Source organism: Streptomyces sp. NPDC034037 (assembly GCF_055575715.1).
The window spans coordinates 119,028-141,381 of the sequence record NZ_JBVISC010000006.1; the positions used below are offsets into that span (position 1 = coordinate 119,028).

Genomic DNA, 22,354 nt, shown 5'->3' on the forward strand with positions numbered 1-22,354 from the left:
CATGGACCTGGAGTTGCGGCACCTCAAGACGATCCGGGCGATCGCCGACGCGGGCAGCCTCACCAAGGCGGCCACCGCGCTCGGGCTGGCCCAGCCGGCGCTGAGCGCCCAGCTGAAGCGCATCGAGCGCGCGCTCGGCGGGACGCTGTTCGAGCGGGGGCGGCAGGGGGTGCGGGCCACCGCGCTCGGCGAGTTCGTGCTGGCGCGGGCCCGGGTCGTGCTGCCCGCCGTGAGCGGGCTGCGGGAGGAGGCGCAGCGGCTCGCGCGGGCCTGGGAGGGCGGCGCGGGGTTCCGGCTCGGCGGGACGCACGGGCCGCTGCTCGGCGCCCTGGTGGACCGGCTCGCCGCCGCCCACCCCGGGGCGGCCCTCTCCACGCACACCTCCTGGTCGGAGCGGGAGATCGCGGCCCGCGCGGTGGCCGGGCGGCTGGACTTCGCGCTGGTGGGCACGTGCGGGGCGGCCGCGCCGCCGCAGAGCGAGCTGCTGAGGTGGCGCGAGGTGGGGCGCGATCCCGTCTTCGTGATGCTGCCCACCGGCCATCCGCTGGCCGGCCGCCCCGAGGTCGAGCTGGCGCAGCTCGCCGGCGAGGCGTGGACGGACGTGCCGGGGGACGGCTGCTTCGGGGACTGCTTCACCGCGGCGTGCGCGCGGGCGGGCTTCACGCCCTCGCGGGTGTACGAGACCGATGTCGCGTCCTGCGTCCATCTGGTGCAGGTGGGGCGGGCGGTGGGACTGTGCCGGGCGACGTTCCCGCCGACGCCGGGCCTGGTGACGAGGGCGCTCGCGGGTACGCCGCTGTACTGGCGTCATGTGCTCGGCTGGCATCCGGCGGGGCCGGCGCATGACCGTGCGGCGGGTGTCTTCGCGGAGGCGCGGGCGGCGCATGGGGAGGCGGTGGCCCGCAGTGACAGCTACGCGGCGTGGCTGGCGGCGCCGGCCCCTCGGGCGGGGGGCGGGGCGGGGTAGCCGGCCTCGCGCCGGGGCGGTTGGGCGGGTTGGCCTCGCCCCGGGGCGGTTGGGCGGGTGCCCTGGCCTCGCCCCGGGGCGGTTGGGCGGGTGCCCTGACCCGCCGCTTCGCGGCGGATATTTCCCACGCGGGCCGTCTCCGGGGGTGCGGGTGTCCCTGGCCCGCCGCTTCGCGGCGGATGTTTCCCACGGGGGCCGTCTCCGGGGGTGCGGGTGTCCCTGGCCCGCCGCTTCGCGGCGGATGTTTCCCACGGGGGCCGTCTCCGGGGGTGCGGGTGCCCCTGGCCCGCCGCTTCGCGGCGGATGTTTCCCACCCACCCACCCGTTGCTCCGCGTCGGGGGGTGGGCGTAGGGGCGGGGGGTTTTCCTGTGCTGGTTGATGCGGGGTAAACGGGTGGGTGGGTGGGAGATTCTGCCGCGGAGCGGCAGCAGGGCGGGCTCCCAGCCGGGCGGGAGGGGCATACGGAGCGGGGGCGGGACGGGCGCTCCCAGCCGGGCGGGAGGGGCACACGGAGCGGGAGCGGGGCGGGGGTCATAACGTCGGGTACCGGGGGTGATTGGCAGCTGGGCCAGGGAAGTTGAGCGCTCTACGGTGTGGGGCGAACCCCCGCACCCCCCTCCCCCCTCGCCCCGAGGAGTCCGCATGCTCCCCCTCCCCCACAGACGCGCCGCGACGGCCCTCGCGGGCACCGCCCTGGTGATCGCCGGCCTGCCCGGCCTCGCGGCCGCCCGGTCCGCTCCCGCCACCTCCCCGGCGTCTTCCCCCGCCGCGAGCGCCGCCGTCGGCACGACTTCTCCCGGCGTCCTGACGGCGATGCGGCGCGACCTCGGCCTCACGTCGGCGCAGGCCGAGGCCCGGCTGGCCCACGAGGCCGAGGCCGGCGCCGACGCGGGAGCCCTGCGGCTCGCACTCGGCCGCTCCTTCGCGGGCGCCTGGGTGCACGGCGCCACGTCCCGGACGCTCACCGTGGCCACCACCGACGCGGCGGACGTCCCCGCCATCGAGGCACGCGGGGCACGAGCGAGGGTCGTACCGCACTCCACCGCCGAACTCGACGCCGCGAAGGCCGCGTTGGACCGGGCCGCGAAGAAGAAGGACACGCGGGACGCGCCCGTCTGGTACGTCGACGTGCGTTCCAACGCGGTCGTGGTGCGTGCCGTCAGGACCGCCGCCGCCACCTCCCTCGTCTCCGCCGCCGGCGTGGACGCCGACCTCGTACGCGTGGAGAGGACCAAGGAGCGGCCCCGCCCGCTGTACGACCTCGTGGGCGGCGACGCCTACTACATGGGGGGTGGCCGCTGCTCCATCGGCTTCCCCGTCACCAAGGGCACGCAGCAGGGTTTCGCGACGGCGGGCCACTGCGGGCGCGCCGGCACCGCGACGACCGGCTACAACCGGGTGGCTCAGGGCACGTTCCAGGGGTCCGTCTTCCCCGGCAGGGACATGGCCTGGGTCGCCACGAACACCCAGTGGACCGCCACCCCGTACGTGAAGGGCCCGGGCGGCCAGCGGATCGGCGTCGGGGGCTCCACGCAGTCCCCGGTGGGTGCGTCGATCTGCCGGTCGGGCTCCACCACGGGGTGGCACTGCGGCACGATCTCGCAGCACAACACGAGCGTCACCTATCCCGAGGGCACCATCAACGGGGTGACCAGGACGACGGTCTGCGCCGAGCCCGGCGACTCGGGCGGCTCGTACATCTCGGGCAGCCAGGCGCAGGGCGTCACCTCGGGCGGCTCGGGCGACTGCTCCAGCGGCGGCACGACCTTCCACCAGCCGATCAACCCGCTGCTCCAGCAGTTCGGGCTCACGCTGCGGACCACGGGCGGCGGCGACCCGGGCCCCGGGCCCGGCGATCCCGAGCCGGGCGGCACCTGGGCGGCCGGGGAGGTGTACGCGGCGGGTGACACCGTCACGTACGGCGGCTCGACCTACACGTGCCTGCAGCCGCACCAGGCCCAGCCGGGCTGGGAGCCGCCGAACACGCCGGCGCTCTGGCAGCAGGCCTGAGGGCCGGCGGGGGCGTCGGACCCACCGGACTAGGACCAGCGAAGTAGCCGGTCCGGGCCGAAACTCGGTGGGCGCCGTCAGTGGCGATCCGTAGGCTCGCCCCTGATGCCGAAATCAGATGCCCCCACCACGGAACGCTCCGAACACTCCACCGTCCGGACGCTGTTGCGGCTGTGGCCGTACGTGCGACCGGTCCGGACCCGCCTGATCGTCGCGGCGCTCGTCGCGGTCGTCGCCTCCTGTACGGGACTGGTCTTCCCCCTCGTACTGAAGTGGCTGGTCGACGGCCCGGTGGCCGACGGCGACGGGGCGGGGGTGTGGTTCGGGGCGCTCCTGCTGCTCGGGCTCGGCGTGGCGGAGGCGCTGCTCTTCGGGCTGCGGCGGTGGCTCGTCGCCCGGCCGCTGGCGAGCGTGGAGGCGTCGATGCGGGCGGATCTCTACCGCCACCTCCAGCGGCTGCCGGTGGCCTTCCACGACCGGTGGCCCTCGGGGCAGTTGCTCTCGCGCGGCACGACGGACCTGATGCTGCTGCGCATGTTCCTCGCCTTCCCGCTGACGTTCCTGCTGGTCAACAGCGTGACGATTGTCGTCGGCGTGATCATCCTGCTCGGGCAGGACTTCACGCTCGGACTGGTCCTGCTCGCGCCCGTGGTGCCGATGGTCGTCGTCTGCGCGTACTACGAGGGGCGCTACACCGCGGTGGCGCGGCGCGCGCAGGACCAGGTCGGTGATCTGACGACGGTCGTCGAGGAGAGCGTGCTCGGCATCCGGATCATCAAGGGCTTCGGGCGCCACCGCAGTCAGGCGCGGGCGTTTCGCGAGCTGTCGCACACGCTGCGGGGCACGGAGCTGGCCAAGGCGCGGATCCTCGCGGCGATCTACGCGGTGATCATGTCGCTGCCCGAGGCCGCGATCGGGGCGGCACTCGTGCTCGGCACGGTGCGGGTCGCGGACGGCGACCTGTCGACGGGCACGCTGGTCGCCTTCCTGTCGACGGCGCTGGCGCTGCGCTGGCCGGTGGAGTCGATCGGCTTCCTGCTGGCGATGAGCCAGGAGTCGGCGACGGCCACGGAGCGGTACTTCGAGGTGATGGACGCCGAGCCGGAGGTGCCGGTGGCCCCGGAGCGGCCTTCCCCGGCGACCGCCGCCGCCCCTTCCCCTCTCCCCCCGCGCGCGTCCTCGGACGGGGGCGGGATGCGGTTCGAGGGGGTGGAGTTCCGGTATCCCGATGCCCCGCCGGACGCGCCCCCGGTGCTCAGCCGCGTCGACCTGCACATCCGGCCCGGCGAGACCATGGCCCTGGTCGGTGCGACGGGCAGCGGCAAGACGACGCTGACCGCGCTGGTGCCCCGGCTGCACGAGGTGAGCGGCGGGCGCGTGACGCTGGACGGCGAGGACATCGCGGCGATGGACCGCGAACGGCTGCGCACCCTGGTGGCGGTCGCCTTCGAGGAGCCGACCCTGTTCTCGGCGACCGTCGGGGAGAACGTCCTGATGGGGGCCGAAGAGGGCGCCGGTGACGCCGAGTTGCGCCATGCGCTGGGTGTCGCCCAGGCCGACTTCGCGCACGCCCTGCCCCAGGGCGTCGACACGCAGGTCGGTGAGCAGGGGCTGAGCCTGTCCGGCGGTCAGCGCCAGCGTCTCGCCCTGGCCCGCGCGGTGGTGGGCCGGCCCCGCTTCCTGGTCCTGGACGACCCGCTGTCCGCGCTGGACGTCCACACGGAGGCGCTGGTGGAGGCGGCGCTGCGGCGGGTCCTCGCCGACACGACCGCGCTGATCGTCGCCCACCGCCCCTCCACGGTGCAGCTGGCCGACCGGGTCGCCCTGCTGTCCGGCGGGCGCGTCGCCGCCGTCGGCACCCACCAGCAACTGCTGCGGGACAACGCGGAGTACGCCTGGCTGATGTCGGGCACCGAGGCCGGGGAGCCCGGCGCGGGCGCCGATGCGGCGTCCGGTACGCAGGCCGGTGCGGGAGACCCCGCGGAAACCGGCGGCAGGACCGTAGGGGAAACCCCGACAGACCCCGGCGGGAACCATGCCGACCACCCCATCGGCCACACTGCCGAGGAGGCTGCCCGATGACCACCTCGTCGACGTCCACGTCACGCGGCGCCGAGCCGGACCCGGAGGAGACACCGACACCGGGTCGGGCGGAACCCCAGCCGCAAGAACAGCCACAGTCACCAGCACAAGCCCAAGCACAGTCGCGGTCCTGGCCGCGGATTCGGCCGCGGGGCCGGGTGAAGGCACCGGCGTCCGGGACGGGCGGCGGCACCGGGGATCCCTTCGACCAGGACGACCTGCCCACACCGCCCCACGCCACCCGCGCGCTCCTGCGCTCCCTGCTCGCGCCGCTGCGCGCCCGCGTCGTCCTCGCCGCCGTGCTGCTGGTCGTACAGCAGGCCGTCGTGCAGGCGGGGCCGCTGCTCGTCGCGTACGCCATCGACCGCGGCGTACCGGCGGTGCGCGACGGCGACCACGGCCCGCTGATCGCGGTCGCCGTCGGCTATCTGCTCTGCGCGGGCGCCGCCGGCGCCCTCCAGTACGCCTTCATCGTCGCCTCGGCCCGCGTCAACCAGGACGTACTGCTCGACCTGCGGGGCCGCATCTTCCGGCACGCGCAGGCGCTCAGCGTCGACTTCCACGAGCGGTACACCTCGGGGCGGCTCATCTCCCGCTCGACCACCGACGTGGAGTCGCTGCGCGAACTGCTCGGCGAGGGGCTCCAGGAACTGGTCACCACCCTGCTGTCCTTCCTCTGCATCTCGGCGATGCTGCTCTGGCTGGACCTCGGTCTCGGCGCGCTCGCGGTGGCGTCGTTCGTGCCGCTCTACCTCCTCATCCGGCTCTACCAGCGCCGGGCCGGGGCGATGTTCCGCGTCCGCTCGACCGCCATCGCCGCCGTCATCGTGAAGTTCGCGGAGACCATGAACGGCATCCGGCCGGTGCGGGCCTTCCGCCGGGAGCGGGCCAACGACGCGGAGTTCGCGGTGCTCAACCGCCGCCACGAGCGGGCCAACGGCGACGCCATCCTGGAGATGGCCCGCTACGTCATCGGCTCCCGGCTCGTCGCGAACATCGCCGTCGCCGCGATCGTCCTGTGGGGCGCGCACCGCGTCGCGGACGGCGGGCTCGCGCTCGGTGTCCTCGCCGCGGCCGTGCTGTACCTGCGGCGGCTCTACGACCCGATCGACCGGCTCGGCATGTTCCTCAACTCCTACCAGTCGGCGGCCGCGTCCCTGGAGAAGATCGCGGGTCTGCTCGCCCAGACCCCGACCGTCCCCGAGCCGCCGGCGTCCCTCGCGCGTCCGCTGCCCGCGCTGCGCTCCGCGCGGCCGGGCCGCGAGGTCCGCTTCGACGGGGTGCGGTTCGCCTACCGCACCGGCGGCGAGGTGCTGCCCCGCTTCGATCTGACGCTGCCGGCCGGGCAGACGGTCGCGGTGGTCGGCTCGACCGGCGCGGGCAAGTCCACGCTGGCCAAGCTGCTCGCCCGGTTCTACGACCCGACGGAGGGCAGCGTCCTGCTCGACGGCGTGGACCTGCGGGAGCTTCCGGTCGCCGAGCTGCGGCGCGGGGTCGTCATGGTGACGCAGGAGGCGTTCCTGTTCTCCGGGACGGTCGCCGAGAACATCGCCATCGGCCGCCCCGACGCCACCCGCGAGGAGATCGAACGCGCCGCCGAGGCGATCGGCGCCCACGACTTCATCACCGCGCTGCCGGACGGCTACGACACCGACGTACGCAAGCGGGGCGGCCGCATCTCGGCCGGGCAGCGGCAGCTGGTGGCCTTCGCGCGGGCGCTGCTCGCCGACCCTGCGGTGCTGATCCTCGACGAGGCGACCAGTTCCCTGGACATCCCCGGCGAGCGGGCCGTGCAGCGCGCCATGCACACGGTGCTGCGCGGCCGCACCGCCGTGGTGATCGCCCATCGCCTCTCCACGGTGGAGATCGCCGACCGGGTGCTCGTCATGGAGCACGGCCGCGTCGTGGAGGACGGCACCCCGGACCAGCTCATCGCGGGCACGGGCTCGTTCGCGGACCTGCACCGCGCCTGGCGGGAGAGCGTGGTGAGCTGAGCGGCGGTCCGCGTCCCCCGCTCGCCGCGGCCGCTCCTCACCCCGGGGGCGGGGGCGGGAGCAGGCGTACGGCGATGGCGACGGTGTCGTCGTCGTGGAGGGTGTCGGCGAGCATGTCCGCGGCGATCGCGCTGGGCACGAGGCCGGTGGGGTGCGGGTGGTGGCGGCGGGCGGCCTCGACCAGGCGCACTTCTCCCTCCAGGGGGTCCCGTCGGCTCTCGGTGAGGCCGTCGGTGTAGAGCAGGAGCAGGTCGCCGGGGTGCAGCGTCGTGGTCAGGACGCGGTCGCTGCCCGGCGAGGGGTAGCCGACGCCGCGTCCGCGCACCTCCAGGTACTCGGCCGTCAGGTCCTCGCGGACGAGGAGCGCCGGCGGGTGGCTGCCGTTGGCGAGGCAGAGACGGCCGGTGGCGGGGTCGAGGCGGGCGAGGAGGAAGCACCTCCGGCGCCCCGTACTCCGCCGCCCCCGGCGCCCCGTACCGCACCGCCTCCAGCAGCGCCTCCTTCAGTGCCAGCACCGCCAGTGCCGTGGCCGTCGGCGTCGCTCCGGCTCGCACACGGCGCAGCGACAGCTCGGTCACCGCCTGCCGCAGGCCCGGATGCTCGGTCACCACCCGGTCCGCCGTCAGGTCGGTCTCGAGGCCGGCGCGCAGCTGGTCGACCAGCGCGTCCGCTTCCTCCCGAAGTTCGCCCTCGGTTATCCCCGAGCCCGGCATGGCCTGCTCCAGCTGAAGCTGCACCCAGTGGTCGGTGACCTTGTCGGCGTGCTCCCGCAACGCGGTGCCCACCTGCCGGCGGGCTGCACGCTCGTCGATGCGCATCCCCAGCCTCCACGATTATTGCCGTGCGGCAAATGTTAGCCGAGGGTAAATGAGCGACGGAAGGTCCGTCCCGCGTATGCGGTCGTCCGGGCGGGGCAGCAGCGAGAGGAAGAACACCCCGCACCCACGCGAAAGACCATGGGCGATACCGAGGCGGCACCACCACGCACGAGCGACCACACCATCTCGACGGAGGAGCAGCACGCCGCCGAGGTGGCCGCCATCCTGGTCGCCCTCACGGAGCGGGCCGCGCTGCGCACCCCCGACATGCCGCGCCTGACGGCGCTGGCGCTGAACACTGTCGAGGAGCGCGACCGCCCCTCCCTCGGCGAACTCGCCCGCGCGCTGCGCATCACGCCGGCCACGGCGAGCCGCCTGTGCGGACGCCTGGAGGCCACCGGCCTGCTCACCAAGCAGACCGACAGCCGCGATCACCGAAGGCTCGTCCTGGCCCTCACCCCCCGGGGCCGCGAGCGGCTGCACACCCACCGGACACAGTCCCTGCACGCCGTCGCCACGGCGCTGCGGCTCCCGGCGGGACGCCACGCCCCCCTCCTGCGGGCCCTCGCCATCCTGCGCGAGGAGCTGCTGCACCATCTGGACACCGGTGAGCCGTGACCCGAACCGCACTCGGTCCAACTTTTGCCTTCCGGCAATACTTTCCGTTTGACAACTGTGGAGGTCAGGAAAGAGTCTGATCCGGGCGCCGGCGGGCCGACCGGAGCCCCTGAAGCGCACTCAGGCCGTCACGCCGAAAGGAACGGTGCAGGTTGAACAGGCTGTCTCGCGGTCGAAGGGCCGGTCACGCGGTCCCCTGCGACCTGCCCGTTTCCCGTGTACGCGGCGCGAGGCGATCGGCGGCCCTGCCGAAGTCGACGAGGCCGCGGGTGAGGCTCGCACGGGCGGCGGGGTCCATGGCGGAGATCAGCTCGGTCAGCGCCGCTTCGCGGCGGGCCTGCAGGTCGGCCAGATAGGTCCGCCCGCGGCCCGTCAGGCGCAGGGTCACCTCACGCCGGCTGGTCGAACTGAGCGAACGCTCGATGAAGCCCAGCGCCTGAAGGCGGTCGCACATCCGGCTGGCCGACGAGGGCGCCGAGCCCAGCACCTCGCCCAACGTGCGCAGATTGATGCCCCCGGCGTGATCCAGCACATAAAGGGCTCTCAGCTGCGATGATGAAACAGGGGCCGTCGACACGGAATCCCGGCCCCGGTTCCAGAGCACTTCGAGCAGTTCGGTGACCTCGCGGACCATCTGGGCGGCGGCCTCCCGGTCATCGCCCACGGATTCGGAATGCGCGCTTTCCACTGGGATATCTGACAGCGGCCCCGTCAGACGCTGCGACATATGAGTCCGGCCCCCTCTTTTTACTTGCTTCCCGAATAGGCGGTAACCCGACGGTGGACAGAACCAGGGACATGGAGCGCGCACTGCGCAGAGCGGAGCCGCACGCTCTTCTCGAAGCGGCGCACGACCTGATCACCGACCTTTATGCTGCGGTCTCCGTCAACCTGCTCATGGCCGACTACGCGATGACCATACTGCAACCGGTCAATGCGCTCCCCTACACGGTGGAACCGATCCCCGTGAACGCCAGCGCCCCCGGCCGCGCATTCGGCGCGCAGGAGCCCTATGCCGAGACCGACCCGCTCTCCGCCCTGGTGAGCGTGCACCTGCCGGTCAGCGTGCGCGGGGACCGCATAGGGGTGCTCACCGTCCGCGTGCCCGCCGAACGCCACACTCCCGAGGCGGTGGCGGAGCTGCAGGACATCGCCGAGATCCTGGGGCACGCGATCGTCGTCGCCGAGCGGGACACCGACCTGTACCTCCAGGCCCGGCGCGCCAACCGGCTCACCCTCGCCGCCGAGATGCAGTGGCAGCTGCTCCCCGGGCGCTCCTGCGCCCGCCCCGCGTACGCCCTGGGCGCCCAGTTGGAGCCCGCGTACGCGATCTACGGCGACAACTTCGACTGGTCGGCGACCGCGAACCACCTCACCCTCACCCTCACCGACGGCATGGGCGAGGGCATCGAGGCCTCCTTGCTCACCAACCTCGCGGTCAACGCCCTGCGCAACGCCCGCCGCGCCGGACTCTCCCTGTCCGACCAGGCCTACCTGGCCGACCAGGCCGTCTACGGGCACTATCACGGCGCCGCCTACCTGGAGACGCTGCTCCTGCGCTTCGATCTCACCACCGGGGAAACCGAGATCGTCGACGCCGGCTCACCCAAGATGTGGCTCCTGCGGCAGGGGAAAGCCGAGCAGCTCGAACTGGAAGCGCAACTTCCGTTGGGGATGTTCGAAGACACTCCCTATAACGCCCAGCGCTTTTACGTCCAGCCCGGGGACCGTCTGCTCTTCGTCAGTGACGGCGTCTACGACGTCACCTCGCCCGGCGGGGAACGCTACAGCGAGAAAGCCCTCGTCCGCGCGATCCACGACACCCGGCTCCTGCCGCCCTCCCAGGTGCCCCGCGCCATTCTCCAGGAAGTGGTCGGACATCGCGCCTCTCCCGACGCCGAGGACGACGCCGTGGTCGTCTGCCTCGACTGGCACGGCCGACCGTGATCCGACCCAGCCGACCACAATCCCGCACGGCTGACCGTAATCTGACACGGCGACTGGTAACCCGAGCGGTCGACCGAAATCGGGGGGCGGCGGGCCGGAATCCGGGGTGACCGGCCGGAATCCAGGGCGGCCAGCTGAAATCCAGGGCGGTCAGCCGTAATCGGGCCACCGCAGTCGACGGGCCCCCGGCGCCGGACAACCCGGAGTGATATCGACGCGGGCGGATAACCGCCCGCCCTCACGCCCACGGCACAAGCCTCGGTGCGCCCACGGCACAAGCCCCGGTGCACGCACGGGCCGCGCGCCGCCTGACCCTCCCCCGCCGCCGGCGAGCCCCGCGCGCCCCGGCACACGGGGGACGCCTCCGCGCTCGTACGCCCGACAGGTCCCAGCCCCCGGCTGCACTCGGGCGCCGATCTTCGGCCACGGGAGCGGCTGATTCAAGCCGCTCCCGGGAAACCGTTTTCCCCCGGAGACCCCAAGGTCCGCCCCCACTCCGGATAGCGAACTCGCGCCACCGGCCAACGGACTGATTCCAGCCAACTCTTGATGCGCTCCTGACAGGAACCGGGCTCCGGTGTCACTCTTCCCCTCGACCGCCGCACGGCTTTCAACAAGGCGACGGTCTCTCTTCACGCAATACCTCTTGTGCACCGCCCAGTTCTGCGTACCGCCCCCGCACTGCCCGGACGGCGATCCAGCCGCCCGGTAGCTCTGGCCGCGCAACCCGCGGCCGCGCAGAAGGAGTCCGTGTTGCGAAACACCTCCCGCAGATCCGCTTCCCCCCGCCGCTCAGTCCGTACCCGCGCGACCGCCGTGGGCGCCCTCTCCGCCGTCGCCGCCCTGCTGGCCGTCGCCGTCCAGGCGGGCCCCGCCTCGGCCGACGACCCGCGGACGGCCGCGGCCAAGGCCCCCGTCCAGAAGCTCGGCAAGGTCGACCCCGGCGCGCTCGCCGTCAAGCTCTCCCCCGCCCAGCGCGCGGAGCTCATACGCACCGCCAACGCCACCAAGGCGGCCACCGCCAAGGACCTGGGCCTCGGCGGCAAGGAGAAGCTCGTCGTCCGCGACGTCACCAAGGACCGTGACGGCACGGTCCACACCCGCTACGAGCGCACCTACGCGGGCCTGCCCGTCCTCGGCGGCGACCTGGTCGTCGACACCGCGAAGTCGGGCAGGACCGAGGGCGTCACCAAGGCCGCCAAGGCGCAGCTCAAGGGCATCGACATGAGCGCCGAGGTCACGGCGGCGGCCGCGAAGAAGCAGGCGCTGAGCGCCGCGAAGGCCGAGGGCTCCAAGAAGACCGACACCGACCGGGCGCCGCGCAAGGTCGTGTGGCTGGCCAAGGGCGAGCCGGTCCTCGCCTACGAGACCGTGGTCGGCGGCCTGCAGCACGACGGCACGCCGAACGAGCTGCACGTCGTCACGGACGCCGCCACCGGCAAGAAGCTCTTCCAGTGGCAGGGCATCGAGAACGGCACGGGCAACACGCAGTACAGCGGCCAGGTCACGCTGGGCACCGCCCAGTCGGGGTCGAACTACACCCTGACCGACACCGGGCGCGGCGGCCACAAGACGTACAACCTGAACCACGGCACCTCCGGCACCGGCACCCTCTTCTCGGGCGCCGACGACGTGTGGGGCAACGGCTCGCCCTCCAACCTGGAGACGGCCGGCGCCGACGCCCACTACGGTGCCGCGCTGACCTGGGACTACTACAAGAACGTGCACGGCCGCAGCGGTATCCGCGGTGACGGCGTCGGCGCGTACTCCCGGGTCCACTACGGCAACAATTACGTCAACGCCTTCTGGGACGACGGCTGCTTCTGCATGACGTACGGCGACGGCTCGGGCAACTCCAAGCCGCTCACCTCGATCGACGTCGCGGCGCACGAGATGACGCACGGTGTCACCTCGGCGACCGGCAACATGACCTACAGCGGCGAGTCCGGCGGCCTGAACGAGGCCACCTCGGACATCTTCGCGGCGGCCGTCGAGTTCAACGCGAACAACGCGACGGACAAGGGCGACTACCTCGTCGGCGAAAAGATCGACATCAACAGCAACGGCACGCCGCTGCGCTACATGGACAAGCCGAGCAAGGACGGCGGCTCCAAGGACTCGTGGTACTCGGGCATCGGCAACATCGACGTCCACTACTCGTCCGGTGTCGCCAACCACTTCTACTACCTGCTCAGCGAGGGCAGCGGCCAGAAGGTGATCAACGGCGTCTCGTACGACTCGCCGACCTCCGACGGCCTGCCCGTGACCGGCATCGGCCGGGACAAGGCGTCGCTGATCTGGTACAAGGCGCTCACCACGAAGTTCACCAGCACGACGAACTACGCGGCGGCCCGCACCGGGACGCTCGCGGCGGCCGGTGAGCTGTACGGCACGACCAGCACCGAGTACAAGGCGGTCGCCCACGCCTGGGCCGCCGTGAACGTCGGCGCCCGCCCCGGCGGCGAGGAGCCCGGCGGCACGTCCTTCGAGAACACCGCGGACGTGGCCATCCCGGACAACGGCGCCGCGGTGACCTCGCCGGTCACCGTCACGGGCCGCACCGGCAACGCGCCGAGCACCCTGAAGGTCGGCGTCGACATCGTGCACACCTGGCGCGGTGACCTCCAGGTCGACCTGGTGGCCCCCGACGGCTCGATCTACCCGCTGAAGGCGACCAGCAGCTCGGACTCCGCCGACAACGTCAAGGAGACCTACACGGTCAACGCCTCCTCGGAGGTGGCCAACGGGACCTGGAAGCTGAAGGTCCAGGACAAGGCCGCGCAGGACACCGGCTACATCAACAGCTGGAAGGTCACCTTCCCGTAAGCCCTTCCCCCGCGGAGTGAGACTCCGCGTCGCACCGTGACACGCCGCCGCCCCGGGTGATCGACTCCCCGGGGCGGCGCGCGTGTTCCGGGCCGCACTTCGTCACGTTCTGTTCGCATTACGTATGTTGACCATCGCTCAACGGACGATTTCCGGCCAACATCCAGGCAGACCACTGACATGTACCTGGCCCAAATGGCACGCTTCGTGCCCTGGGGGGCCCTCCATGCCACCCAGGTCCCCACAGAAGGAGCCTGCGTGACATCCCGGATATCCGTTAAGCGTTCGACACTCGCGATCGCCACCGCCGTGGCCGCCGGAGCGCTGCTCACCACCGGACTGACCACCGGTGCCTCCGCCCAGACCGACCAGGACACCAAGTCCTCCGGTGCTCCCGGCGCCCTCTCGGCGTCGGCCCGCGCGGGCCTCCTCGCGGACGCGCACGCCGACAGATCGGCGACCGCCGAGCGGATCGGTCTCGGCGCCAAGGAGAAGCTCGTCGTCCGCGATGTCGTCAAGGACCCCGACGGCACCACCCACACCCGCTACGAGCGCACCTACGACGGCCTGCCCGTCCTCGGCGGCGACCTCGTCGTGCACACCGCCGCGAGCGGCAAGGTGAAGGGTGTCACCAAGGCGACCGAGGCGTCCGTCAAGGTCGCCTCCACGGACGCGCGCCTCAGCCGCTCCACGGTCGCCAAGTCCGCCGAGTCCACCGCCGCCAAGGCGAAGACGGCGCAGGCCGACGCGGGCACGCCCCGCAAGGTGATCTGGGCCGCGACGGGCAAGCCCGTCCTCGCGCACGAGACGGTCGTCACCGGTGTGCAGAAGGACGGCACGCCCAGCAGGCTGCACGTCATCACGGACGCCGCGACCGGCAAGAAGCTGTACGAGTACCAGGACATCGAGAACGGCACCGGCAACAGCCAGTACAGCGGCAAGGTCACCGTCGGCTCCAAGAAGACCGCGAGCGGCTACGAGCTGACCGACAAGGCCCGCGGCGGCCACCGCACCTTCGACCTGAAGCACGCGGAGAGCGGCGGCGGCAAGCTGTTCAAGGACGCCAACGACATCTGGGGCAACGGCAAGCCCACGAGCACGCAGACCGCGGCCGTCGACGCCGCCTACGGTGCCCAGCTGACCTGGGACTACTACAAGTCGGTGCACGGCCGCAGCGGCATCAACGGTGACGGCAAGGGTGCGACCTCGCGGGTCCACTTCAGCAACAACTACGTCAACGCCTTCTGGGACGACAGCTGCTTCTGCATGACGTACGGCGACGGCGAGGGCAACAAGAAGCCCCTCACCTCGATCGACGTCGCGGCCCACGAGATGACGCACGGCGTCACCTCGGCCACCGGCAACATGGAGTACAGCGGTGAGTCCGGCGGCCTCAACGAGGCCACCTCGGACATCTTCGCCACCGCCGTGGAGTTCAAGGCCAAGAACCCCAAGGACGTCGGCGACTACCTCATCGGCGAGAAGATCGACATCAACGGCGACGGCACGCCGCTGCGCTACATGGACAAGCCGAGCAAGGACGGCGGCTCCCTGGACAGCTGGAACTCCCGCGCCGGGAACGTGGACGTCCACTACTCCTCGGGCATCGCCAACCACTTCTTCTACCTGCTGTCCGAGGGCAGCGGCAAGAAGCGGATCAACGGCGTCACCTACAACTCGCCGACCTTCGACGGCTCCAAGGTCACGGGTATCGGGCGCGCCAAGGCCGAGAAGATCTGGTTCCGGGCTCTGACCAGGTACTTCACCTCGACCACCAACTACAAGGCGGCCCGCAAGGGCACGCTGAGCGCCGCGAAGGACCTGTACGGCGCGACCTCCACCGAGCACAAGCGCGTGGCGGCGGCCTGGGCCGGCGTCAACGTCAAGTAGCACTCCGGTGAACGGGGGCGGCATCCGGCGGGATGCCGCCCCCTTCCGCGTCACCTCACCTGCTTCCCCTCACCGCAGCAGGACCCCGGCCGCCTCGCCCGTGGCCTGCGAGGGCACCGCGACCAGCCCCAGCTCGGCGCCGCTCGCCAACAGCGGATGCGCCGGCAGGATGCGCACCGTGTAGCCGAACGAGCCCGTGCGGTCCAGGGCGAGCGGCCCTTCGTAGACGTGGCGGCCCTCCGTGTCGGTCCCGCCCGCCGGCTTCAGCGGCACCGGGGTGGCACCGGTGATGCGGTCCTCGGGGTCCACCCGGCCGGCGACCGCCTGGACCTCCACGTCCTCCGGGGCCAGCTCGCCCAGGTGCACGCGCACGCGCAGGGACAGGGTGGCGCCGAGCTCGGCGGTGGCGCCGCTGGCCGTCGCCTCCACGTGGTCGACGGCCACGCGCGGCCAGGCGGCGCGCACGCGGGCCTTCCAGGCGGCCAGTTCGGCGGCGGCCGTGAGGTCGAGCGCGCGGTGGGCGCGGGCGGCGGGGGCGTACAGCTCCTCGACGTACTCCCGGACCATGCGGCCCGCCAGGACCTTCGGGCCGAGCCGGGTGAGCGTCCTGCGGACCATCTCGATCCACCGGTCGGGCAGCCCGCCCGGGCCCCGCTCGTAGAAGCGGGGGGCGATGCGGCGCTCCAGGAGGTCGTAGAGCGCGGCGGCCTCCAGGTCGTCGCGGCGGTCCTCGTCGGTGGCGGCGCCGTCCGCCGTGGGGATGGCCCAGCCGAAGTCGGGCTCGAACCACTCGTCCCACCAGCCGTCCAGGACGGAGAGGTTGAGGCAGCCGTTGAGCGCCGCCTTCATGCCGCTCGTGCCGCACGCCTCCAGGGGCCGGAGCGGATTGTTCAGCCACACGTCGCAGCCCGGGTAGAGCTTCTGCGCCATCGCCATGCCGTAGTCCGGCAGGAACACCACGCGGTGGCGCACCCGGGGGTCGTCGGTGAAGCGCACCAGCTCCTGGATGAGCCGCTTGCCGCCGTCGTCCGCCGGATGGGCCTTGCCCGCGACGACGATCTGCAGGGGCCGCTCGGGGTGCAGGAGCAGCTCCATGAGCCGGTCCCGGTCGCGCAGCATGAGCGTCAGCCTCTTGTACGAGGGCACGCGGCGCGCGAAGCCGACGGTGAGGACGTCGGGGTCCAGGACGTCGTCGATCCAGCCCAGTTCGGCGGTGGCCGCGCCGCGCTGGCGCCAGGAGGCGTGCAGGCGCCGCCTGACCTCGTCGACGAGCTGCCCGCGCAGGGTGCGGCGCAGCTCCCAGATGTCGCCGTCCCGGATGTCGGCGACCGCGTCCCAGCGGTCGGAGCCGCCCACGGACAGGGCGTCCTCGGTGCGCCGTTCGCCGATCTGGCGGGCGCCGAGCGCGAGGACCTCGGGGGCGACCCAGGTGGGGGCGTGCACACCGTTGGTGACGGAGGTGATCGGGATCTCCTCGGGGTCGAACCCCGGCCACAGGCCCGCGAACATCTCGCGGCTCACCGCGCCGTGCAGGGTGGAGACGCCGTTGGCGCGGCTGCCCAGACGCAGGCCCATGACGGCCATGTTGAAGAGGTTGGGCTCGCCCCCGGGGTAGGTCTCCATGCCCAGGCGCAGGATGTCGCCGACGTCGATGCGGGGCAGTTCGGCGCCGGGCCCGAAGTGGCGGGCGACCAGCTCGCGGTCGAAGCGGTCGATGCCGGCGGGCACGGGGGTGTGGGTGGTGAAGACGGTGCCGGCGCGGACGGCTTCGAGCGCGGTGTCGAAGGCGGCGCCCTGGAAGGACAGTTCGTGGATGCGTTCGAGGCCGAGGAATCCGGCGTGCCCCTCGTTGGTGTGGAAGACCTCCGGCTCGGGGTGGCCGGTCAGCCGGCAGTACGCGCGTACGGCGCGTACGCCGCCGATTCCGAGGAGCATCTCCTGGAGCAGCCGGTGCTCGCTGCCGCCGCCGTAGAGCCGGTCGGTGACGTCGCGCTCGCCGGGCCCGTTCTCCTCCACGTCGGAATCGAGCAGCAGCAGGGGCACGCGCCCCACCTGGGCCTGCCACACATGGGCGAGGAGCGAGCCCCCGCCGGGCAGGGCGAGCGCCACCCGGGTGGGTGTGCCGTCGGCCTCGCGGAGCAGGGAGAGGGGCAGTTCGTTGGGGTCGAGGACCGGATAGTGCTCCTGCTGCCAGGCGTCGCGGGACAGGGTCTGGCGGAAGTAGCCGTGCCGGTAGAGCAGCCCGACGCCGATGAGCGGTACGCCGAGGTCGCTGGCGGCCTTGAGGTGGTCGCCGGCGAGGATGCCGAGGCCGCCGGAGTACTGGGGCAGGGCGGCGGTGATGCCGAACTCCGGTGAGAAGTAGGCGACGGCGCGCGGGAGCTGGTCGCACGCCCCCGCCCGCTCCTGGTACCAGCGCTCTCCGGTGACGTACTCGCGCAGCTCCTCGGCGGCCTCGTCCAGCCGGCGCAGGAAGTCCTCGTCGCGGGCCAGCTCGGCGAGCCGGGCCGGGGGAACGCCGCCGAGGAGGCGCACCGGGTCGCAGCCGGAGGCCTCCCACAGCGCCGGGTCGAGGGACCGGAACAGTTCACGGGTGCGCGGGTGCCAGGACCAGCGCAGATTGCGGGCCAGCTCGGCGAGCGCGCCGAGGGGGTCGGGAAGGACGGGACGGACGGTGAAACGACGGATTGCCTTCACGGTCTCCACCTTCGCGGGGATTCTCTGGGATGCACGGAGATACACGGGGATGGGGCACATGTCGACCTGCGCGACACGAAGGTAGCGGCGGCCCGCCGTGCACCACCACGGCGCAGGGGGCGCACGGAGCGGCGGCCCCCCGGCCGCGGGGCGGCGCCCGTGGTGATCCGCGGCCTGGTCGCGTCCTGTCTCTCACCCGCCCGGCCGATCGCCCGCGCGGGCGCCGACGCGTCGGGCCCCGAGGCCCCGGCACGGCCGTCGCGGACCGGCCCGATGGCCGCCGGTCCTGCCGCTCGGCGCCCCCGCCCGTTCACACCGCTGAACCCGAGGGTGCGTTTTCGGCCATCACGGACGCGTGCGCGCCGACCTGTCCCGAGCGGCCGAACACCCCTTCGGACAACCGCGCACGGCCACCCCTCCCCCGACCGGATGCGGCCGTTCAGGGCTCTCCCGCCCCTGGAATACCCGGGGCATATGCGCCTGGCCCGTACCAAAGAGTGTGTTTTCGGACCCGGTCCGCTCCGTCAGCCGAGGCCGGTCTTGCCCGTGCCGTTACGCACTAGTAGTTAACAAAGCGCCGGATTGCCCACCCGGAAGGGGTGGGAAGGCTCCTGCGGTACGCACTCCGGCCCACGCGGCCGGCACGCACCGCGGAACCTCTCCCCACCCCCGTATCCGTGCACGCGGACAGGAGCGGTCAGACATGCCACTTGGCTCGACCCCGCAACCCACCATCCCCGTTCTGGACGTCCGGCCGGCCGTCCACTGCGGCCGGAAACCGGCGAAGGCCGTGCCCGGCGAAACGTTCCAGGTGAGCGCCACGGTCTTCCGCGAAGGCCACGAGGCGGTCGCCGCCAACGTCGTCCTGCGAGACCCCGGGGGCCGCCCGGGACCCTGGACCCCGATGCGGGAGCTGGCACCCGGCACCGACCGGTGGGGCGCGGAGGTGACGCCGGACGCCGAGGGGCGCTGGACGTACGCCGTGGAGGCCTGGGGCGACCCGCTCACGACCTGGCGGCACCACGCGCGGATCAAGATACCGGCGGGCCTCGACACGGACCTGGTCCTGGAAGAGGGCGCCCGCCTCCACGAACGCGCCGCCGCGGGTGTCCCCCAGGCCGAACGGGCCACCGTGCTCGACGCGGCCCAGGCGCTGCGCGACACCGGCCGCCCCCCGGCCGCCCGCCTCGCGGCGGCCCTCACCCCCGAGGTGGACGCGGTCCTCGCCCGCCACCCGCTGCGCGAACTGGTCACCTCCTCACCGGAGTTCCCCCTGGTCGTGGAGCGGCGGCGGGCGCTGTTCGGCTCCTGGTACGAGTTCTTCCCGCGTTCGGAGGGTGCCGTCGTGCGGGAGGGCGCGCCGCCGGTGTCGGGGACGTTCCGCACGGCGGCCGAGCGGCTGCCGGCGATCGCGGACATGGGTTTCGACGTGGTGTACCTGCCGCCGATCCACCCGATCGGCAGCACCTTCCGCAAGGGCCCGAACAACTCGCTCTCCCCCGGCCCCCACGACGTGGGTGTGCCCTGGGCGATCGGTTCGCCCGAGGGCGGCCACGACGCGGTCCACCCCGACCTGGGGACCCTGGAGGACTTCGACGCGTTCGTGCGGCGCGCGGGCGAGCTGGGTCTGGAGGTCGCGCTGGACTTCGCGTTGCAGTGCTCGCCGGACCACCCGTGGGTGGACAAGCATCCGGAGTGGTTCCGGCAGCGGGCGGACGGTTCCATCGCGTACGCGGAGAACCCGCCGAAGAAGTACCAGGACATCTATCCGCTCGCCTTCGACCGGGATCTGCCGGGGCTGGTGGCGGAGACGGAGCGGCTGCTGCGGTTCTGGATGGGGCACGGGGTGCGGATCTTCCGCGTCGACAACCCCCACACCAAGCCGGTGGTGTTCTGGGAGGAGGTCATCGCCCGGATCAACGGCACCGATCCCGACGTCATCTTCCTCGCCGAGGCCTTCACCCGCCCCGCGATGCTGCACACCCTCGCGGCCATCGGCTTCCAGCAGTCCTACACCTACTTCACCTGGCGCAACACCAAGGAGGAACTCACCGACTACCTCACGGAGTTGGCGACGGAGTCCGCGCACTTCCTGCGTCCGAACCTCTTCGTGAACACCCCGGACATCCTGCACGCCTACCTCCAGGAGGGCGGGCGCCCGGCCTTCGAGGTGCGGGCCGTGCTCGCCGCCACCCTCTCGCCGACCTGGGGCCTCTACAGCGGCTTCGAGCTGTGCGAGAACACCGCGGCGGCGCCGGGCAGCGAGGAGTACCTGGACTCGGAGAAGTACCAACTCCGGCCGCGCAACTGGGAAACGGCGGTGCTGCGGGACGAGACGATCGCTCCCCTCATCACCTCGCTGAACCGGATCCGGCGGGCCAACCCCGCCCTCCAGCAACTGCGGGACCTGCACTTCCACGCCACGGACAAGGACGCGGTGATCGCCTACTCGAAGACCGCCGCGGACGCGCACGGTTCGAACACGGTTCTGGTGGTGGCCAACCTCGACCCCCACCACACCCAGGAGGCCACGGTGTCGTTGAACATGCCGCAACTCGGCCTCGACTGGCACGAGTCCGTGCCGGTGCGCGACGAGCTCACCGGCGAGACCTACCACTGGGGCAGGACCAACTATGTGCGCCTGGAGCCGGGCCGCGCACCCGCGCACGTCCTCCGCGTCCTGCGACCGTCCTCACCGCTGATCGGAGGGTCACCCACACCATGATCGTCAACGAGCCCGTCCAGGACACCTTCGAGGACACGCCCGCCAAGGACCGTCATCCCGACTGGTTCAAGAGCGCCGTGTTCTACGAGGTCCTCGTCCGCTCCTTCCAGGACAGCAACGGCGACGGCATCGGCGACCTGAAAGGCATCACCGCCAAGCTCGACTACCTGCAATGGCTGGGTGTGGACTGCCTGTGGCTGCCCCCCTTCTTCAAATCCCCTCTGCGTGACGGGGGTTACGACGTCTCGGACTACACGGCGGTGCTGCCCGAGTTCGGGGACCTGGCCGACTTCGTGGAGTTCGTCGACTCCGCGCACCAGCGCGGCATGCGCGTCATCATCGACTTCGTCATGAACCACACCAGCGACCAGCACCCGTGGTTCCAGGCCTCACGCACCGACCCCCAGGGCCCCTACGGCGACTACTACGTCTGGGCCGACGACGACAAGGCCTACAGCGACGCCCGCATCATCTTCGTGGACACCGAGGCCTCCAACTGGACCTTCGACCCGGTCCGCAAGCAGTACTACTGGCACCGCTTCTTCTCCCACCAGCCCGACCTCAACTACGACAACCCCGCCGTCCAGGAAGAGATCATCTCCGCCCTGCGCTTCTGGCTGGACCTGGGCATCGACGGATTCCGCCTGGACGCCGTGCCCTACCTCTACCAGGAGGAAGGCACCAACTGCGAGAACCTGCGCGCCACCCACCACTTCCTCAAACGCGTGCGCACCGAGATCGACGCCCACTACCCCGACACCGTCCTGCTCGCCGAGGCCAACCAGTGGCCCGAGGACGTCGTGGACTACTTCGGCGACTACACCAAGGGCGGCGACGAATGCCACATGGCGTTCCACTTCCCCGTCATGCCCCGCATCTTCATGGCCGTACGCCGCGAATCGCGCTACCCCGTCTCGGAGATCCTCGCCAAGACCCCCGCCATCCCCTCCGGCTGCCAGTGGGGCATCTTCCTGCGCAACCACGACGAGCTGACCCTGGAAATGGTCACCGACGAAGAGCGCGACTACATGTACGCGGAGTACGCCAAGGACCCGCGCATGCGCGCCAACATCGGCATCCGCCGCCGCCTGGCCCCCCTGCTGGACAACGACCGCAACCAGATCGAACTCTTCACCGCCCTGCTGCTGTCCCTGCCCGGCTCCCCGATCCTCTACTACGGCGACGAGATCGGCATGGGCGACAACATCTGGCTCGGCGACCGCGACGCCGTGCGCACCCCCATGCAGTGGACCCCCGACCGCAACGCCGGCTTCTCCTCCTGCGACCCCGGCCGCCTCTACCTCCCCACCATCATGGACCCCGTCTACGGCTACCAGGTCACCAACGTCGAGGCGTCCATGTCCTCCCCCTCCTCCCTCCTGCACTGGACCCGCAGGATGATCGAGATCCGCAAACAGAACCCCGCCTTCGGCCTGGGCACCTACACCGAACTCCCCTCCTCCAACCCCGCCGTCCTCGCCTTCCTCCGCGAAGCGCCCGCGACGCGGGAAGAGGGCGACGACCTCGTGCTGTGCGTGCACAACTTCTCGCGTTTCGCCCAGCCCACGGAGTTGGATCTACAAGCCTTCAACGGACGCCACCCGGTGGAGCTGATCGGCGGGGTGCGTTTCCCGGCCATCGGCGATCTCCCCTACCTCCTCACCCTGGCCGGGCACGGCTTCTACTGGTTCCGGCTGCGCCAGGAACCGTCGTAGGCCCGGGCGGCGCCACGCCCGCGCGGGGCGGTTTCCCCCGCCCCGCCCTGGGCACCCCTACGCA

At 72.0% G+C, this 22,354-nt stretch carries 12 protein-coding genes and 1 pseudogene; 10 read left to right on the plus strand and 3 right to left on the minus strand.

The genetic code is table 11. The features are described 5' to 3' along the window. Position 1 precedes the first annotated feature (1 nt). The 4 genes from ACZ516_RS21785 to ACZ516_RS21800 all read left to right on the plus strand — a co-directional run bounded on the left by ACZ516_RS21785 (position 2) and on the right by ACZ516_RS21800 (position 7,054). Positions 2-967: a LysR family transcriptional regulator gene (locus tag ACZ516_RS21785; RefSeq protein WP_361086254.1), complete on the plus strand. Its 966-nt coding sequence runs from the start codon at positions 2-4 to the stop codon at positions 965-967. 643 nt (positions 968-1,610) lie between these two features. Then, positions 1,611-2,978: a carbohydrate-binding protein gene (locus ACZ516_RS21790; protein WP_469011409.1), complete on the plus strand. Its 1,368-nt coding sequence runs from the start codon at positions 1,611-1,613 to the stop codon at positions 2,976-2,978. 105 nt (positions 2,979-3,083) lie between these two features. Continuing rightward, positions 3,084-5,060 carry an ABC transporter ATP-binding protein gene (locus tag ACZ516_RS21795; RefSeq protein WP_469011410.1) on the plus strand — a complete coding sequence of 659 codons (1,977 nt, stop codon included), beginning with the start codon at positions 3,084-3,086 and terminating at the stop codon, positions 5,058-5,060. Then, positions 5,057-7,054, plus strand: a complete 1,998-nt coding sequence (locus tag ACZ516_RS21800) for an ABC transporter ATP-binding protein (RefSeq protein ID WP_469011411.1) — start codon at positions 5,057-5,059, stop codon at positions 7,052-7,054. Before ACZ516_RS21795 ends, ACZ516_RS21800 begins: the two co-directional genes overlap by 4 nt. Positions 7,055-7,091: 37 nt before the next feature. Here ACZ516_RS21800 and ACZ516_RS21805 read toward each other — a convergent pair. Then, positions 7,092-7,484: pseudogene (locus tag ACZ516_RS21805) on the minus strand (PP2C family protein-serine/threonine phosphatase); the annotation flags it as partial. A gap of 526 nt (positions 7,485-8,010) precedes the next feature. On the opposite strand from ACZ516_RS21805, the gene ACZ516_RS21810 reads away from it, so the two are divergent. Continuing rightward, positions 8,011-8,490 (plus strand): MarR family winged helix-turn-helix transcriptional regulator, encoded by a 480-nt coding sequence (locus ACZ516_RS21810; RefSeq protein WP_469011412.1) that lies wholly within the window; start codon positions 8,011-8,013, stop codon positions 8,488-8,490. A 184-nt stretch (positions 8,491-8,674) separates the two neighbouring features. Here ACZ516_RS21810 and ACZ516_RS21815 read toward each other — a convergent pair whose 3' ends face one another. Beyond that, entirely contained in the window at positions 8,675-9,217 is a 543-nt protein-coding gene (locus tag ACZ516_RS21815) for a MarR family winged helix-turn-helix transcriptional regulator (RefSeq protein WP_469011413.1), read from the minus strand. A gap of 53 nt (positions 9,218-9,270) precedes the next feature. Here ACZ516_RS21815 and ACZ516_RS21820 point away from each other — a divergent pair, with 53 nt between their 5' ends. The 3 genes from ACZ516_RS21820 (at position 9,271) to ACZ516_RS21830 (ending at position 15,153) form a co-directional block, all read left to right on the plus strand. Then, entirely contained in the window at positions 9,271-10,437 is a 1,167-nt protein-coding gene (locus ACZ516_RS21820) for a PP2C family protein-serine/threonine phosphatase (RefSeq protein ID WP_469011414.1), read from the plus strand. Positions 10,438-11,187: 750 nt separating this feature from the next. Continuing rightward, complete coding sequence (locus tag ACZ516_RS21825) at positions 11,188-13,263, plus strand: M4 family metallopeptidase (RefSeq protein ID WP_467465274.1); 2,076 nt, start codon at positions 11,188-11,190, stop codon at positions 13,261-13,263. Between the two features lie 258 nt (positions 13,264-13,521). Then, positions 13,522-15,153, plus strand: a complete 1,632-nt coding sequence (locus ACZ516_RS21830; RefSeq protein ID WP_469011415.1) for a M4 family metallopeptidase — start codon at positions 13,522-13,524, stop codon at positions 15,151-15,153. Between the two features lie 69 nt (positions 15,154-15,222). On the opposite strand, the gene glgP is transcribed toward ACZ516_RS21830, so the two are convergent. After that, complete coding sequence (gene glgP, locus ACZ516_RS21835; protein ID WP_361086229.1) at positions 15,223-17,850, minus strand: alpha-glucan family phosphorylase; 2,628 nt, start codon at positions 17,848-17,850, stop codon at positions 15,223-15,225. Positions 17,851-18,553: 703 nt separating this feature from the next. Between glgP and ACZ516_RS21840 the strand changes: the two genes are divergently transcribed. Both ACZ516_RS21840 and treS read left to right on the plus strand, forming a co-directional pair. Next, positions 18,554-20,575: an alpha-1,4-glucan--maltose-1-phosphate maltosyltransferase gene (locus ACZ516_RS21840; RefSeq protein WP_469011416.1), complete on the plus strand. Its 2,022-nt coding sequence runs from the start codon at positions 18,554-18,556 to the stop codon at positions 20,573-20,575. Then, a complete protein-coding gene (gene treS / locus ACZ516_RS21845) occupies positions 20,572-22,290 on the plus strand; it encodes a maltose alpha-D-glucosyltransferase (RefSeq protein WP_469011417.1) in 1,719 nt (572 codons plus the stop codon). The genes ACZ516_RS21840 and treS overlap by 4 nt, the downstream gene beginning before the upstream one ends. Positions 22,291-22,354 lie beyond the last annotated feature (64 nt).